We start from the raw sequence: 16,496 nt of genomic DNA, 5'->3' as shown, positions 1-16,496 counted from the left end.
CGTGGGCGAAGTTTACTTTTACCATCTAACCCGCGCGCCGCTTGAGGTTACGTTGCCAGCACTGCTCGAAAAAGCGGTGGGGGCAGGAATGAAATGCGTGGTACGCGGGACTGAAGCCACTGATCTGGAGGCGCTGGACCTGGCAATTTGGACCGCGCGCGACGACAGCTTTTTGCCCCACGGCGTTGCCGGCGGGGATCATGATGCGACGCAACCAATCTTGCTGACCAAAGGCGCACAGGCATCTTATCCGAACAACGCCAACTGTCTGATGTCAGTTCACGGCGCTGAGGTGACCGCCGATGAGGCTACAGCGCTTACGCGGGCGTGCATCCTGTTTGATGGCAATGATGGCGCAGCACTTCAGCACGCGCGGGAGCAATGGCGCAGCTTAACCGGTGCGGGCGTGACGGCGCAGTATTGGTCTGAGGAAAGCGGTAGGTGGGAAAAGAAAGCCGAGCACAAGCCTGACTAGACGTCTGTAATATCTTTGGCGCCGTGCGGGGCTATTTTGGATTGGTAATATTGCAGCACATACAGACGAATTGCCGACGCTAGCCCGATATCGACACCGCGTGTCGCATCAATTTCAGCCGCTAACACATTGATTGGTTTGTTATTCTCTGCAGCTATTTGGCGAAAGCTGTTCCAAAAAGCATCTTCAAGCGACACCGAAGTGCGGTGCCCACGCAAGGTAAGCGAGCGTTTTGTAGGCCGCTCAGCCATCAGTTTTATGACCGTCCAAATGCTTAGAAAGCTGTGCTTTGCGTGCGGCAGTGATGGTTTTCTGGCTTTTGCTTTGGCCAAATTTGACAGCGTTTTCATCAGCGCGCGCCTTTTTGTAGGCGCGCGCCTTGGCCTTGCGGGCCTTGTTTAGGTTGATGACGCTCACTTAGGGCCGATCATCAATTCAGGGCGGACAACACGGTCGAAAGTTTCGGCGTCTACAAAGCCCAACGCGATCGCTTCCTCTTTCAGGGTCGTGCCGTTTTTATGCGCTGTTTTTGCGACGGTTGTTGCGTTGTCATAGCCAATTTCCGGGGCCAGCGCCGTTACCAGCATCAGCGATTCATTCATAATGCGCGTGATGTTGTCGGTGTTGGCTTGGATGCCCGACACGCAATTATCGGTGAAGGCAACAGAGGCGTCGCCCAGCAATTGCATGGATTGCAACACGTTATAGGCCATCATCGGTTTGTAGACGTTCAACTCAAAGTGACCTTGGCTGCCTGCAAAACCCACGGCTGCGTCATTACCAAACACATGTGCGCACACTTGGGTCAGGGCCTCGCATTGGGTTGGATTTACTTTGCCGGGCATGATGGATGAGCCGGGTTCGTTTTCAGGCAACATCAATTCGCCCAAACCACAGCGCGGCCCAGACCCCAAAAGGCGGATGTCGTTTGCGATTTTGAACAGGCTGGCCGCAACGGTTTTTAACGCGCCGGACATCTCAACCATCGCGTCATGTGCGGCGAGGGCTTCGAATTTATTCGGTGCTGTTACGAAAGGTAGGTTCGTGATGGCCGCCATGTTGGCTGCGACTTGCTCGCCCCAGCCTTGTACGGTGTTCAGACCGGTGCCTACAGCCGTGCCGCCTTGGGCGAGCTCATTGATGCGGGGCAGGGCAGATTTGATGCGCTCAAGCCCCATCGCAACTTGATGCGTATAGCCAGAGAATTCTTGGGCCAACGTCAGCGGTGTCGCGTCCATAGTGTGGGTGCGGCCAATTTTAATGATGCCGTCAAATTCTGTTACTTTTGCTGCCAAGGCCGCGTGCAATTTCTCAAGGCCGGGGATCAATACGTCGCGCGCTGTCATCGCGGTGGCAATGTGCATTGCGGTCGGGAATGTGTCGTTTGACGACTGGCCCATGTTGCAGTGATCATTCGGGTGCACGGGATCTTTTGACCCGATGACGCCGCCCAAGATCTCAATTGCGCGGTTTGCGATCACCTCATTGGCGTTCATGTTGGACTGCGTGCCAGAGCCGGTTTGCCAGACGACCAGCGGAAAGTTGTCATCGAATTTGCCCGCAACCACTTCGGATGCGGCTTGGATGATGGCATCGCCCAATTCTTTGGGCAGCTTGCCGTTGTCCATATTAGCTTGTGCGCAGGCTTGTTTGATCACGCCCAATGCACGCACGATCGCGATTGGTTGCTTTTCCCAACCGATAGGGAAGTTCATGATGCTGCGCTGTGTTTGTGCGCCCCAATACTTCTCGGAGGGAACTTCTAATGGGCCAAAGCTGTCGGTCTCGGTGCGGGTGGTGCTCATGATGAAATCCTGTTCGTATACTGTTGTATGCCGTTTAGCGCGCAAAGATGCGCCGCGCAATAACTAGCAGCTGCTACTGGCTGTCGTTGGTTTAGGTCTTGCGGAAGCTATCAAGGCTCACAACGTCTGCCTTGGTTTTGGGAGCGTCACTGTCCGTGGCGCGGTCGGGGCTGCTTGCTTGGGTGACAGGCAGCAAGTCGACGTCATCTGGCAGGTCCAAATCAGTGTCTTCTAGATCATCTTCATCATCGTCTTGGCTTTCAAAGCGCAGGCCAAATTCAACGGACGGGTCCACAAATGTTTTGATCGAGTCGTATGGAATATAAAGTGGCTCGGGGCTGTCGCCAAAGTTCAACGTGACCGCAAAGCCTTCGTCGGTGACGTTCAGGTTATCGAACCAATGCTGCATGACGACGGTCATTTCCCCCGGATATCTGTCTGATAGCCAGTCGGCAATTTCCACGTCCGGGTGCATAGTGTCGAATGTTATGAAAAAGTGGTGCTCACCGGGCAGTCCGTTCGCTGCCACATCGTTTAGAACGTTCTGGATCAAGCTGCGCATCGCGCGGTGCATCAGGTTTCCGTAGTCAATTGAGCGATCCATAGATGCGGTTCCTTTGAGGCCATCTGTCAACTGGCTTTTACCCTACGTCTCCTTGCGGTGAAGTAAAAGGGGCGGGGTCACAATTGATGCAACATTTGCTGCGTCGGTTTGGCAAGGCCGCGAAACAGGCCCTAAACCATGACTTGATCAAAAGTGTCATTTAATTGTATCTTTTGATTAATGCTGCGCAAGATGTTGTGCAGCGCCATATAAGGCCACTGCCAAATTGGCCTAATGTCTTTGGGGGACGCAGTAATGGAAAAGCAAGGTTTTGCTTCGGGGTTAAAAGGTTTTGGATTAGTTGGTGTCGGGGTAGCCTTTGGCTTGGGCAGCGCTTTTTTGATGACAGATCAACGGGTTGATGGATCTGCGCCGCTAAGTGTGCAAGCAGATGTAGAAGTCACGCGACAGCAAGCGGATCCGCTGACGCTGAGCACAATCTCAACTTTGCAGTCGGTGGTTGCCAACAGCCAAACAGAGCTGAGCCGCACAGATGACTTGTCACCTGAGCAGCTTGAAGTGGTGGCTTTTTTCGAACGCTCCGCACGGCAATTGAATGAAAGCGTAAAATCCGAGCGTGGCCAACTTTTGCACTTTGATAACATGACAATCGATAAGCTGAACGTGCGGTATTATTATACGTATAACTCGCGCTATGATCAGATTGACCGTGAAGCCGCCTTGGCCGAACAAGCCCGTCTGGTTTATGACAACATTTGCACTGACACTGCTATTCGTACTCTGATGGATGAGTATGGGCTGAATTATACGTACCGTTATATTTCAAGTGATTTTCGCCATGTGGGTGAGGTAAACGGCAGCATCGCAAGCTGTGCATCCTAGCATTCAAAGTGGCGTCTATGGATAGGATGTAGAAAGGTAGGGAAGTGCAGGTTTCTGTTGCCAGGTACCTGCGAACCCCGCCTAAAGCTGCTAGGCCTTAGGACTTAGAGTTCAGTATTACGCGCTGCTTACGCTGCGAGTGCTACTGGAGCTTTGTTGTCATTTGCAACTAGCTTAAATGTACCGATAACGGTGGTAACTCACCGAAACAAAGCAAACCCCTTTAGACGTTCGTCGATCCTATTTCGACCCCACAATCCCGAATGACCTCCCCAAATGAAGGATGCCGCCGAAGGTAATATGGTGGAGTCGCCGGGTACCGCCCCCGGGTCCGATCCGCTTATTACGAGCGCGTTTATGTCCATAGTCCCCGAAGAGACAGGTCATACATAATCGGCTGGCTGTGGTTTGCAACAGGTAGCTGGTGTGATCGCGGGATTTATCCGCGCGTCTTCAGGTCAGGCTATGTGCCCACAGCAAAAAGGCAGCGGGTATCGCCTCAAAAGCGAAGAACGTCAGGGCTTTGCGAAAAGGGGGAGCGTCAAGAATAAGGGATAGCGCACGGCCCGTTGCAGCACCTGCGTATACAACCCCAAGCATAAAGTAGGCGGACGCGCTGCCAGTGAACAAGCACGCAAACCCAACGGCCACAAATAAGGCGCCAACGCTGGCGCGCATTTCTGACAGGCCCATTGTTGTGTGGGTGGTTTCCAGATCAAGTGCGGAGGCGGTGTAACGGGGGGCCAAAAAGCCAAACGCCCCAAGGCCGATGGTCAACAGGGCCAATCCGATCGAAATATACTCTACCATGACATCCTCTGCGTTTTTGCTCTGTGGTATGACATAGAGGTGATCTGGCAGATGGCGAGGGGCGCGTACGCCCGTCGCTGTTCTAACAGTTCAAACGCCGCGCTTAAAAGCCGGCTTTGATTTTCTCAAAGGACGCGACCATCTGCTCGCGGATTGCGTTTTCAAGAGGCAGTTGACGCAGGATTGGAGCGTCAATTTTGCCCATTCCAACTTCATCAAGGATCGCTGTGTCAAAGTCTGCCATGGCCTGTGCGTTACCGTGGCCATAGCCCCATTCGTTGACCATGTAGTCAGTCACCTCTGGCTGAAGCCATGCGTTCATAAAGTCATGCGCTTTTTGCTCAGAGCCGGGGCCGTTTTGCAGGTTCACGTATCCACAGAACCACAGCGATGATCCCTCTTTGGCTTCGCGTTGGTAACCGATGGGCGCGCCGTCAGCTGCCATAGTCACAGGAGTTTCGTTCCATGCCCATGAAATCAGTACTTCGCCAGTTGCCATCAGTTGCGCCAATTCTGCACCGTCTGCCCAATAGGCGCGGACATTGGCGTGGGCCTTGCGCATCCACTCGGAAGCGGCATCGACTTGCGCAGGGGTTGCGGTTGTCCAGTCGGTTACGCCAGTTGCCAAAAATGCCAGTGAATAGGCATCGTCTACGTTGTCAGGCAAAGATGTGCGGCCTGCGTATTTTGGATCAAGGAATACCTGAAGGCTTTCGATATCCGCAGGGGGAACTTCTTCAGTGTTATAGGCGATTGCGGTCGCACCTAGGTCAGCGGGGATAAAGTAAACGCCTGTCTCATCTGCAAAGATCGGGTTTTCTTTGTAGGCCGCATCTACATCTGCGTAGGCTGGAATTTGTGAAATATCCCATGGCTCAATTAGGCCGGCATCACGCCATTTCTCAACAGATTGGGAGCACGGGTGACCGACGTCGGCGCGAAAACCAGAGCGCAATTTTTGAAACGCTTCTTCTTCTTCGCCAAAGAACGCAAAAGTGGGGATGTCGCCATGTTTAGCAGTGTAATCGGGGTAGAACCCTTCTTCTTCGTAGCCGGACCAATCAAACACGATCAATTCAGGATCAGCGGCAAAAGCAGTGGTGGCAAACAGCGCAGCGGCTGAAGTCAAAAGTAGACGTTTCATTGGAATCCTCCGACGGGAAAAATCAAAAATAGTGGGTCACGACAATGAATAGTTTAGTGCGCTGCCCCTACATGGAAAGTGGCGCACCGCGCAAGTGATTAGCGTCCTGCGCGGGCAGTAAATACTGTGTCTGCCATGGCGTTGGTTTCGCTGGCCAGAGTTTGCAGCACACGGTCTGCTTCCACGGCGTTTTCTTGCTCAATGGCGTTCGCTAACTCGGTGTGTAGGCGTATGATTTTATCACGGTCGCGCGCCGTGAAAGTGATCATGTTCATCAAGGGCTGCATGGCCTCTACGGCGCCGGCCAGTTGATACGACAAAACTGGATTATGGGCCGCATCAACAAGCGCGCGGTGAAAAGCCACATCCGAGGCGCAGAAGGCCTCATCAGAAAGTCCGCGTTGTCCTTGGCGGTGAATTTCAGCCCGCATTGTCGCAAGGTGATCGGGCGTCCTGCGTTTGGCGCTAAGCGGCGCGCATGCACGCTCAAGCGTAAAACGCGCTTCGCAGGCCGTGGCAAAATCAACTTCGTTCATCGACAGCAACAGCGTGGATGTTGTGATTTGCTGTGCATAGGCATCCGCATAGTTGAGCCGTTTGACAAAAGCACCGCCTGTGGCGCCCCGCTGCGTGCGGATCAGCGATTGCGCCGCAAGCCGCTTGAGGGCTTCGCGCACAGTTGATCGTGACACATCGAACTGCTCGCAAAGCTCAATTTCCGAGGGTAATCGCTCATCAACGGGCAAAGTCCCGTCAATAATGGCATCTCGGATCGCACCGGCAATTTGCGCCGACAGATCAGCAGAGGGATCAAGCTTCGTTTTCATATGTCTGACAATTATCTATTGCGTAATTTCAAAAGTCTGACATTTAATTTTGCACAGGTCGAGTCGCTTCGACATAAGTGAAAGACAAATACGAAAGATCCGCGTCATGGTCGCAGTCCGCAGCATTCTTTGGCTCTCGTTTTTTGGCGTTATTTTGGCGTCATGGGCGTTTTTGTACATGATGGCGATGATGTCTGGCGTTGACCTTATTGGCCGCCCCGTTGGGATGAACATGATGCCGATGGAGACGTTCGGCCCGCTTTTTGCGATGTGGGCAATCATGATGGCGGCGATGATGTTGCCAACGATGGTGCCAACTTTGCGCGCCTATGAAGACCTGATGCAAAGTGCAAACGGCACACGCGCAGGCTGGCTTGGTGTGCTTTTAGGATATGCAATTGTTTGGGTGGCGTTCGCGGCACTAATTACCGCCGCACAATTATGGCTGGCATCTGCCGGATTGGTCGACGAATTGGGCATTGCGCCTACATGGCTTTCCGCAGGGCTGTTGGTGGTCGTTGGGGCTTTCCAGTTCACCCGCGTCAAAGAGGTTTGCCACGGGGTCTGCCACGCGCCGACGATGTATTTCTTGGGTCACTGGCGCACTGGCGCGCTTGGCGGTCTGCGCATGGGACTTGGTCTTGGGGCGTTTTGTGTCGGGTGTTGTTGGGGCTTCATGGCGCTTGGCTTTGTGGGGGGCGTGATGAGCCTTTTGTGGATGGGGGCGGCAACGCTCTTTATGGTGATTGAAAAATTGCCACAGCTGGGCGCATTCGTGACGCGCCCGATGGGATATGCGCTGATCGCGGCGGGCCTTGGGCTTGGCGTCAGCAACGTACTTTAGCGCGCATCTTTGCGCAGATGATTTGACCGCGCGATTTGCGCACAAGCGAGGAGGGCTACGTCGATGGCCACGACAGAACAACGGACCGAAAGTGATCGCATCGCGATTTCCCAACGGATCGACCAGAAGATGGAAAATAACCCTCTGCGCCGCAAAATGCGTCCAACGGATTGGGCCATTAAGGGCGAGCTTTTCCTCAACTGCTCATGCACGGTATTTTGCCCCTGCGTCGTGAGCCTTGGCGCGCATCCTCCCACCGAAGGGCACTGCCACGCGTGGATGGCGATTGCCATTGATGAGGGCCACTTTGAGGGCGAAGATCTTGCAGGGCTTAACGTAGGTTTGTTGGTCGATATCCCGGGTCGTATGGGCGAGGGGAATTGGAAAGTTGCAGCCTACGTTGATGAGCGCGCAAGCCAGAAGGCCTATAACGGCATCCTCAAGATTTTCAGCGGTCAAGCAGGCGGTACTACCGGTTTGTTCACGTTCCTTGTCTCTGAGATCATCGGGGCTGAGCGTGAGAAAGTTGAAATCGTCCGTGATGGCACCAAACGTGGTCTTTATATCGGGCGCAAGATTGCAGGCGAGATCGAGATGATCGACGGCGCCTCACCGGATGAGCCCGTCACGATTACCAACTCCAAATATTGGATGGGTCCAAACATCATAGCCGCCAAGGGCCTAAAGTCCAAAGTGCGCGACTACGGCCGCGTGTGGGATTTTGGCGGCATGTCTGCTGAGATTTGCGCAATTGACTGGGCCGGTCCCAAACCAAAATAGGGCCGGAATTTACGACATTATAGCTTCGATAAGCCAAGGATAAGGAACACGATATGGCTTTGATTACTGCTTCGCGTCGGCTTCGCCGCACGCCGTTCTCTGATGGTGTGGAGGCGGCAGGTGTAAGTGCCTACACAACTTATAATCACATGCTTCTCCCAACTGCTTTTCGTAGTGTGGTCGAAGACTATCACCACCTTAAATCGGCTGTTCAGGTCTGGGATGTGGCCGCTGAACGACAAGTCGAAGTGCGCGGCCCTGATGCAGGTCGCTTGCTGCAAATGCTGACGCCGCGGGATTTGCGCGGGATGCTGCCGGGCATGTGTTATTATGTCCCCATGGTCGATGAGACCGGCGGGATGCTGAACGATCCGGTTGCGGTTAAATTGGCCGAGGACCGCTATTGGATTTCTATCGCTGACAGTGACTTGCTGTTTTGGGTCAAAGGCATTGCGTATGGCTACCGCCTTGATGTGATGGTCGATGAGCCCGACGTCAGCCCGCTGGCCATTCAGGGGCCCAAGTCCGATGATTTGATGGAGCGGGTCTTTGGTGAGGCCGTTCGCAACGTCAAGTTTTTCCGCTATGGCGTGTTTGAGTTTCAGGGGCGCTCGCTTGTGATTGCGCGCTCTGGCTATTCAAAGCAGGGCGGTTTTGAGATTTACGTTGAAGGCAGTGACATTGGAATGCCGCTTTGGAACGCGCTTATGGAGGCGGGTAAAGACCTTGATGTGCGCGCAGGCTGTCCCAACGGGATTGAGCGGGTCGAAGGTGGTTTGCTGTCCTATGGCAATGACATGACCCGCGATAACACCCCCCACGAAACAGGACTTGGTCGTTTTTGTTCAACCCAAACGGCGATCGGGTGTGTGGGCCGTGACGCGTTGCTGCGCGTCTCCAAGGAGGGGCCAGTGAAGCAAATCCGCCCTCTTGAGATTGAGGGGGCAGTGCCGCCCTGTGATCGTGCGTGGCCTTTGATCGCGGGCGATAAAGTTGTGGGGCAGATCACATCTGCGGCCAACAGCCCTGATTTTGGCACAGGCGTCGCTATCGGCATGGTGCGTATGACCCACTGGGACGCAGGCACCAAGCTGACAGCTCAAACACCTGATGGTCCGCGGGCCGTCACGGTGGCTGAAAAATTCTGGATTTAATGTATGGCGCGGCGATTCAGCGTGCCGCGACTTTGAAAAGACTGAAAAGATGTAGGGAGATGAACATGTTTAAAGTACTGGTGGTCAACAAAGACGACGAAGGCAAAACACACGCAGCTGTTGAGGAGCTGAGCCTAGATCAGCTTCCGGCCGGTGATGTGGTTGTGGCCGTTGAATACTCGACAGTTAACTACAAAGACGGTCTGTGCATCGGGCCGGGCGGCGGTCTTGTGCGCAACTACCCCCATGTGCCGGGTATTGATTTCGCAGGCACCGTCGAAACATCTGATGACCCGCGCTATGCTGCAGGGGATAAAGTTGTTCTGACAGGCTGGCGCGTTGGTGAGGCCCATTGGGGCGGCTACGGGCAAAAAGCGCGTGTCAAAGCGGACTGGTTGGTGCCACTTCCCAAAGGTCTCGACACACGTCAGGCTATGGCGGTAGGTACGGCAGGCTTTACCGCGATGCTGGCCGTTATGGCGCTTGAAGATCACGGCATCAAAGACGGGCCGGTTTTGGTCACTGGGGCGGCTGGTGGCGTTGGGTCTGTGGCTACGGCCATTCTAGCAAACCTTGGCCATCAAGTTGCGGCTGTGACGGGGCGGCCTGAAACTGGCGCATATCTTGAAAGTCTTGGGGCGTCCCAGATTGTAGCCCGTGAGGAGCTGAACGAGACCACAAAACGCCCCCTTGAGGCGGAAGCATGGGGCGGCTGTGTTGATGCGGTCGGTGGCGAAATGCTGGCCCGCGTGCTTGGCCAGATGAAATACGGCGCATCGGTTTCGGCTGTTGGCCTTGCCGGTGGCGCGGGTTTGCCAGCTACTGTTATTCCGTTTTTGCTGCGCGGCGTGAACCTGCTTGGGATCGACAGTGTCATGCAGCCCTTTGAGGCACGTCAGCGCGCTTGGCAGCGTATCGCTACCGATCTTCCGCTTGCAAAGCTGGAGGACATGATTGTTCCAGCGACGCTTGCCGATCTGCCGTCCCTTGGCCGTGACATTCTGAAGGGCCAAGTCAAAGGACGTGTCGTGGTGGATGTTGCCGGAAGCTAAGAAGCTTCAACGTATGTACAGCGAGGAGGGCGCCCATTGGGTGCCCTTTTTGGTTGGGCATAGACCACTCTTCACTCTGGGCTCCGAACAGTTTTTGTGCGCGTAAATGAATAGTGTCTTCTAAATTGCCGCAGCTTTTGCAGTTACGCACTAAAATGTGGACATTATTTGGTGAAAGGTCTCGAGCTTTTGGCTCTACCCCATTGTATTTAAATACATAAAATGAAACCACGCAGCATATTGAATGTTTTATTTGTGCCACCAAGTGGCTCTGCTACGCTTTGTCGCATAAATAATAAAAACCGGGGAAGACAATGTCTATTCAAGAACCATTAACAGAGTTACCGATTAAGACCGCAGACACAGGTTTTTATCGTGGTTTCAGTCTCAATGTGACTGTAATCAGCAAAATAATTATCAGCATTTTGGTTGTGTGGTGTATCGTATGGCCTACTGATGCAGGCCGTATTCTAGGCGAGTGGAACAGTGTCATTCTGGCGAATTTCGCCGCTTGGTACATCTGGTCCGTTGGCTTTTTCATTATCGTATGTCTGGGCTTGGCGGTCTGGCCGACCGCAGGGCGCCTTAACCTTGGTCAGCCCGGGGAAAAGCCGGAATTCTCAAATTTTTCATGGTTTTCTATGATGTTTGGGGCTGGGATTGGCGTTGGGATGCTAACTTGGGCCGTCGCAGAGCCAGTTGCGCATTTTGGCAATAATCCAGAGGTCATTCAGGGCATCACGACTGGGGGTGCGGCAGATAACGTGCGCATGGCCTACAAGTGGTCGTTTCTGCATTGGGGGCTAAGCGCGTGGGCCTGCTACGCGGTGGCTGGTCTGTCGCTTGCGTTCTTTAGCTATCGTCGTGGGTTGCCGCTTACCATTCGCTCATCGTTGACACCTTTGTTTGGTACAGCGCTGTCTGGTCGCTTGGGGCACTTGATTGATATTGTGGCTGTTGTGGCGACTATACTTGGTGTTGCGCAAACGCTGGGTTTTGGCGTGGAGCAATTTGTGGCGGGCCTCACGCGGATCGGAATTAACGGTCTGATGGCTGAGGACGGTGGTGCAACGGGTATGGGCATTGTCGTGGCTTTGGTCGTCATCATGGGCGCGTCTACGCTGTCGGCGTTGTCGGGGGTTGGGAAGGGCATCAAGTGGCTGTCCAACATCAACATGGTGCTGTCGATCATCTTGCTTGGCTTTTTCATCATTTTCGGGGCGACCTTCTTTGGTGCGCAGGCAATGGTGCTGGGTGTGTTCGACTACCTGATCGCCTTGCCGGAGATGAGCTTCAACGTGTTCCGTTCAGACGGTGTAGAAGGGTCAGAAGATTTCTTGTTGTCGCAGTGGCAGGGCTGGTGGCCGGTGTTCTACTGGGCGTGGTGGATCGCGTTTGCGCCTTTCGTGGGGCTGTTTCTTGCGCGCATCAGTCGTGGTCGGTCGATCCGAGAGTTTGTGCTTGGTGCGATGATCGTGCCTGCGTTGATGTGCTTTGTCTGGTTTTCATGGGCGGGTGGCACGGCCATTGATCTTGAGTTGAATGGCGGTGCGAATGGCGTGATCTTTGGTGCAGCAAACGGTGACAAGATCTTTGCGATGACTGAATTCATGCTTGCGCCGATTGCACAAGCATTGGCGTGGGGCATGGCGTTGTTGATCGTTGTGTTGCTGATGACGTTCTTGGTGACTTCTGCTGACTCGGCGGTGTTGATTGTGAACACTATTAACGCGGCCGGCGACGAAGGACCAAAAGCACGTCCGCACATTATGTTTTGGGGTGTGGCACTGGCGCTGGTGGTGGGCGGTTTGCTTATCTCAGGGGGTACATCTGCGATCCAAACAGCGATGGTGATCGGCGCGCTACCATTCTCGGTGGTGATGGTGTTGATGTGTATCGCGCTGATCAAGGCGATCTATAATGACGGTCGTCGTGAGGCTGCTGGTGTTGCCACAACGACAGCTGAAATGAGCACAACACCGGCTGAGTAATTGCTCTCTCATAGCTATGTTTACGCCCTGTCGTTATTGACGATAGGGCGTTTTCATTTGATGGTATTCCCTTGCATACTGCCCTATACTATGCAAGTTTCTGCATATGATAATGGACCTTGATTTTGTGCGTGCGCAGTTCCCTGCGTTTGCCGAGCCTGTCTTGCGCGGGCGAGGGTTTTTCGAGAATGCAGGCGGCAGTTACACGTGCAGGCATTCGGCGTGGCGATTGAACCGTTTTTACCGCGAGCGCAAAGTCCAACCTTATGGTCAATACCCTGCCTCTGAACTTGCGGGCGCCGAAATGGATGAGGCGCGCGAACGGCTTGCGCGTCTGCTTGGCGTACAAACTGATGAGGTAAGCTTCGGTCCGTCGACCACCCAAAATACTTATGTGTTGGCCCAAGCTTTCGGATCGTGGCTGACCGAGAAGCAAGCAATCATCGTCACAGACGCAGATCATGAGGCCAACAGTGGTGTCTGGCGGCGATTGGCCGACCGCGGCATAGAGGTGCGCGAATGGAAAATGCGTCCCGAGACGGGCATGCTTGAGACCGATGATCTTGAAGAGCTGATTGATGAGCGGGTCAAGCTTTTGTGTTTTCCTCACGCTTCTAACGTTGTGGGCGCGCCGCATGATGTGTCGGCCATTTGTAAAATCGCGCGTGAGAACGAGATATTCACTTGTGTGGACGGGGTCAGTTTTGCGCCCCATGGCTTGCCGAACATCAAAAAGATGGGCGCTGACATATATCTGTTTTCGGCCTATAAAACATACGGTCCGCACCAAGGTATCATGGTGATAAATCGTAACCTTGGGATGGCGCTGCCAGGGCAGGGCCATGGGTTCAATAACCATGTCCTTTACAAGCGGTTTACGCCAGCGGGTCCAGATCATGCGCAAGTCGCGGCCTGCGCGGGGATCGTGGATTATTTCGACACGGTTTATGAACATCATTTCAAAGCGGGGCGTGACGCGACAGGGCGGGCGGAGTCAGTTGCAGCCTTGATCCACGAGACAGAGCAAACAGCGCTTCGACCCTTGATGGCCTATCTTGAGGGACGTGACGACTTGCGGGTCCTTGGGCCAATTGATGCGCAAAAGCGGCTGCCCACTGTTTCGGTTGTTGTGGACGGTCAAAGCGGCGCAGATGTGGCGCGGCGCTTGTCGGATAAACGCATCATGGCCGGTGGCGGGACATTTTACGCCGACCGCGCACTTGAGGCACTCGGCGTTGATCTGGCTCAAGGGATCCTTAGGCTGAGTTTTGTGCATTACACATCCCCCTCCGAGGTTGATTTGCTGATCCAAGCCCTAGATCAAACGCTGTGACAGCGGCCTTGCCGCGCGAGTTGACGGCAGGGGGCTATTTTGAGCGAGCAGACACCAATCATCATGTGGTTTCGGCGTGATTTGCGCCTTTCAGATCATCCGGCACTGACGGCCGCGTGCGAAACGGGGCGGCCGGTTGTGGCCCTGTTCATTCATGATCAAATTGTCGAAAATCTTGGTGCGGCGCCTAAGTGGCGTCTGGAACAATCGCTTGGGGCGTTACAGGCGTCCCTTGAAAAGATCGGTGCGCGTTTGGTTTTGCGTCGTGGGAACGCCCTTGAGGTTCTCAAAAACGTGATCGCCGAAACCGGCGCGAACTCCGTCTACTGGTCGCGGCTCTATGATCCTGATGCGAAAGAACGTGATACGGATGTAAAATCCGCGCTCAAAGAACAGGGCATCGATGCGCGCAGTTTCGCAGGGCACGTGATGTTTGAGCCATGGACCGTTGAGACCAAGACCGGTGGGTTTTATAAAGTATACACCCCGATGTGGAAAATGGTGCGCGATCGCGACGTGCCTGCGCCGCTGAGTGCGCCAACCAAGCTGGCGTCGCTATCCCAAGATGTTGCGTCCGATGTGCTGTCTGACTGGGGGCTTGGGCGTGCTATGCACCGTGGTTGGGCGATCGTTGCACAGTATGCACGTGTGGGTGAAGATGCCGCTCGCGCACGTCTTGATAGCTTTATCGAGACACGCGTTCAGGGCTATGACACCAATCGTGACCTTCCTTGGAAAGACGGCACAAGTGGTTTGTCTGAAAACCTTTCTTTGGGTGAAATCAGCCCGACAACATGCTGGCACGCGGGTCAAGCGGCGCTGCATCAGGGAAAAGCAGGTGCGGAGACATTCCTCAAAGAGCTGGTTTGGCGCGAATTTGCGTATCATTTGGTGCACCACACCCCACAGATTGTCTCGCAAAATTGGAAACCGGACTGGGATGCATTTCCGTGGAATACAGACGAGACCGCTGAAAAAGTGCGGGCCTGGAAGCAGGGCCGGACGGGCATTCAGTTCGTAGATGCCGCAATGCGCGAGATGTATGTGACGGGCAAAATGCATAACCGCGGTCGCATGATTGTGGCCAGCTACCTGACCAAGCACCTGCAGTGCCATTGGAAGATTGGCCAAAAATGGTTCGAGGAATGTCTAACCGATTGGGACCCTGCATCAAACGCTATGGGTTGGCAGTGGTCATCGGGGTCGGGACCGGATGCGACGCCGTATTTCCGTGTGTTCAACCCTGTGACGCAACTCGATAAGTTCGATAAAAACCGCGACTACGTCAGTGCGTGGATCGCCGAGGGGCGTGCGAACCCCGCAAAGACTGCGCTCCAGTATTTTGACGCGATCCCACAAAGCTGGGGTCTGGCCCCTGATGCGCGTTATCCTGAACCGATTATGACGGCTGAAGCAGGACGTAAAGCAGCACTTGGGGCGTATGAAAACCGTGGTTTTTGATGATCGGGCTGAAAAATACGTCTTTGAAGAAGTTACCCAGCGTTAATGCGCTTGGCTTTGTAAATGATTGCAATAGGTTACACTTTCAATCCCGACGCCTGTCAGGCAAAGTGGACACAACCGATATCAGCTAGGAAGCACGCATGATCCTGACCACGACACAAGGGCAAACAAATCTGCCCCGTTATTTTACCCAAGTGTTTTCTATGGCTCAAAGCATGTCTCGCGGACAGCTTGATATGATTTTGCCAGATGGCCGTCACTTTCGCGCAAGCGGTGCGGCGGCGGGTTTTGTGGCGACAGTTCATATTCACAACAACGATTTGTTTGGCCGGCTGATCCGCGAAGGGGATCTTGGATTTTGTGATGCGTATCTCGACGAGTGGTGGTCCACGCCTGATCTGCAGGCCTTCATGGATTTGGTGCATGACGGCAACGAGGAAATGTATGACGGGTTTGCGGGGCAGGCGCTTGTTCGGATGTACGAAAAACTGCGGTTTTGGTTGCAATCAAATTCCAAAGGCCAAGCGCGTAAAAACATCAGCTATCATTATGATTTAGGCAATGATTTTTACGGGTTATGGCTTGACGATACGATGACGTATTCATCGGCTTTGTTCAAAACAGGGCAAGAGAGCACGGAAAAAGCGCAAGAACAGAAGTATGCCCAGTTGATTGATGAGATGGGCGTCAGTGCCGGTGATCATGTGCTTGAGATCGGCTGTGGTTGGGGCGGTTTTGCCGAATACGCTGCCAAAGAGCGCGGCCTAAAGGTAACGGCGCTTACGATCAGTCAGGAACAGTTTAACTATGCTCAAGAACGCATTGAAAAAGCAGGACTTTCCGATCTCGTGACGTTTAAGCTGCAAGACTACCGTGATGAGCAAGGCACGTATGATGGCATCGCCAGTATTGAGATGTTCGAAGCGGTGGGTGAAAAATATTGGCCCATTTATTTCGAGACACTGCACAAGTGCCTGAAGCCCGGTAAACAAGCGACGCTTCAGATCATTACCGTCGCGGATGAGCGGTGGAGCGTTTATAAACGGGGCCCAGATTTCATTCAGAAATACATCTTCCCTGGTGGCATGTTGCCCGCGCCGCGTATTCTTAAATCACACGTTGCCCAAGCGGGGTTGACCGTGGCCAAGTCAATTGAATTTGGTGAGAGCTATTCGATTACGTTGCGCCGCTGGTACGACGATTTCAACGCCCGTTGGGCAGAAGCGGCGGCCATGGGTTTTGATGAGCGGTTCCGCCGGATGTGGAACTTTTACCTGACCTCTTGCGCGTCGACATTTGATAGCCGAAACTGTGACGTAACGCAGATCACTGTGGGCAAACCTGCTTAAGGTTTTGGATCACGGCAGGTC

General features: G+C 53.9%; 17 protein-coding genes and 1 other RNA gene. 10 read left to right on the top strand and 8 right to left on the bottom strand.

The features are described from left to right. Position 1: 1 nt before the first annotated feature. On the top strand, positions 2-475 hold the full coding sequence (locus OLX08_RS02710; protein ID WP_391482329.1) for a DNA polymerase III subunit chi: 474 nt from the start codon (positions 2-4) through the stop codon (positions 473-475). On the opposite strand, the gene OLX08_RS02705 is transcribed toward OLX08_RS02710, so the two are convergent. From OLX08_RS02705 to OLX08_RS02690, 4 genes are all read right to left on the bottom strand, one after another. Continuing rightward, complete coding sequence (locus OLX08_RS02705) at positions 472-726, bottom strand: ribbon-helix-helix domain-containing protein (protein WP_391482327.1); 255 nt, start codon at positions 724-726, stop codon at positions 472-474. The genes OLX08_RS02710 and OLX08_RS02705 overlap by 4 nt on opposite strands. Further along, positions 719-892 (bottom strand): DUF4169 family protein, encoded by a 174-nt coding sequence (locus tag OLX08_RS02700; protein WP_391482326.1) that lies wholly within the window; start codon positions 890-892, stop codon positions 719-721. Before OLX08_RS02700 ends, OLX08_RS02705 begins: the two co-directional genes overlap by 8 nt. After that, positions 889-2,280 carry a class II fumarate hydratase gene (gene fumC / locus OLX08_RS02695; protein WP_391482325.1) on the bottom strand — a complete coding sequence of 464 codons (1,392 nt, stop codon included), beginning with the start codon at positions 2,278-2,280 and terminating at the stop codon, positions 889-891. Before fumC ends, OLX08_RS02700 begins: the two co-directional genes overlap by 4 nt. Positions 2,281-2,371: 91 nt before the next feature. Beyond that, the gene (locus OLX08_RS02690) at positions 2,372-2,884 is read right to left on the bottom strand and encodes an SspB family protein (protein ID WP_391482323.1); all 513 of its coding nucleotides are present in this window, start codon (positions 2,882-2,884) and stop codon (positions 2,372-2,374) included. Between the two features lie 255 nt (positions 2,885-3,139). Between OLX08_RS02690 and OLX08_RS02685 the strand changes: the two genes are divergently transcribed. Further along, the gene (locus tag OLX08_RS02685) at positions 3,140-3,727 is read left to right on the top strand and encodes a hypothetical protein (protein WP_391482322.1); all 588 of its coding nucleotides are present in this window, start codon (positions 3,140-3,142) and stop codon (positions 3,725-3,727) included. 43 nt (positions 3,728-3,770) lie between these two features. Here the strand turns inward: OLX08_RS02685 and ssrA are convergent. From ssrA to OLX08_RS02665, 4 genes are all read right to left on the bottom strand, one after another. Beyond that, positions 3,771-4,145: a transfer-messenger RNA gene (gene ssrA / locus OLX08_RS02680) on the bottom strand. 35 nt (positions 4,146-4,180) lie between these two features. Further along, positions 4,181-4,537, bottom strand: coding sequence for a DUF4345 family protein (locus OLX08_RS02675; RefSeq protein ID WP_391482321.1), 357 nt, complete (start codon positions 4,535-4,537; stop codon positions 4,181-4,183). Positions 4,538-4,640: 103 nt separating this feature from the next. Then, positions 4,641-5,681 (bottom strand): extracellular solute-binding protein, encoded by a 1,041-nt coding sequence (locus OLX08_RS02670; protein ID WP_391482319.1) that lies wholly within the window; start codon positions 5,679-5,681, stop codon positions 4,641-4,643. Between the two features lie 98 nt (positions 5,682-5,779). Beyond that, entirely contained in the window at positions 5,780-6,508 is a 729-nt protein-coding gene (locus OLX08_RS02665; protein ID WP_391482317.1) for a FadR/GntR family transcriptional regulator, read from the bottom strand. Positions 6,509-6,614: 106 nt separating this feature from the next. On the opposite strand from OLX08_RS02665, the gene OLX08_RS02660 reads away from it, so the two are divergent. The 8 genes from OLX08_RS02660 to OLX08_RS02625 all read left to right on the top strand — a co-directional run bounded on the left by OLX08_RS02660 (position 6,615) and on the right by OLX08_RS02625 (position 16,475). After that, entirely contained in the window at positions 6,615-7,352 is a 738-nt protein-coding gene (locus OLX08_RS02660; protein ID WP_391482316.1) for a DUF2182 domain-containing protein, read from the top strand. A 63-nt stretch (positions 7,353-7,415) separates the two neighbouring features. Further along, complete coding sequence (locus OLX08_RS02655) at positions 7,416-8,132, top strand: DUF1326 domain-containing protein (RefSeq protein WP_048598136.1); 717 nt, start codon at positions 7,416-7,418, stop codon at positions 8,130-8,132. Positions 8,133-8,185: 53 nt separating this feature from the next. Beyond that, on the top strand, positions 8,186-9,286 hold the full coding sequence (locus tag OLX08_RS02650; RefSeq protein WP_391482315.1) for a dimethylsulfoniopropionate demethylase: 1,101 nt from the start codon (positions 8,186-8,188) through the stop codon (positions 9,284-9,286). 65 nt (positions 9,287-9,351) lie between these two features. Further along, positions 9,352-10,338, top strand: a complete 987-nt coding sequence (acuI, locus tag OLX08_RS02645) for an acryloyl-CoA reductase (RefSeq protein WP_391482313.1) — start codon at positions 9,352-9,354, stop codon at positions 10,336-10,338. A 314-nt stretch (positions 10,339-10,652) separates the two neighbouring features. Continuing rightward, positions 10,653-12,329 (top strand): BCCT family transporter, encoded by a 1,677-nt coding sequence (locus OLX08_RS02640; protein WP_391482312.1) that lies wholly within the window; start codon positions 10,653-10,655, stop codon positions 12,327-12,329. Between the two features lie 106 nt (positions 12,330-12,435). Then, complete coding sequence (locus OLX08_RS02635) at positions 12,436-13,662, top strand: aminotransferase class V-fold PLP-dependent enzyme (RefSeq protein ID WP_391482310.1); 1,227 nt, start codon at positions 12,436-12,438, stop codon at positions 13,660-13,662. A gap of 39 nt (positions 13,663-13,701) precedes the next feature. Further along, the gene (locus tag OLX08_RS02630; protein WP_391482308.1) at positions 13,702-15,123 is read left to right on the top strand and encodes a cryptochrome/photolyase family protein; all 1,422 of its coding nucleotides are present in this window, start codon (positions 13,702-13,704) and stop codon (positions 15,121-15,123) included. 143 nt (positions 15,124-15,266) lie between these two features. Further along, entirely contained in the window at positions 15,267-16,475 is a 1,209-nt protein-coding gene (locus OLX08_RS02625; RefSeq protein WP_391482307.1) for a class I SAM-dependent methyltransferase, read from the top strand. Positions 16,476-16,496: the final 21 nt, after the last annotated feature.

The sequence above is a fragment of the Nereida ignava genome, assembly GCF_047114695.1.
GTDB classification, from domain to species: Bacteria; Pseudomonadota; Alphaproteobacteria; order Rhodobacterales; family Rhodobacteraceae; genus Nereida; species Nereida ignava.
This window is presented reverse-complemented; position numbering and strand designations above follow the sequence as displayed.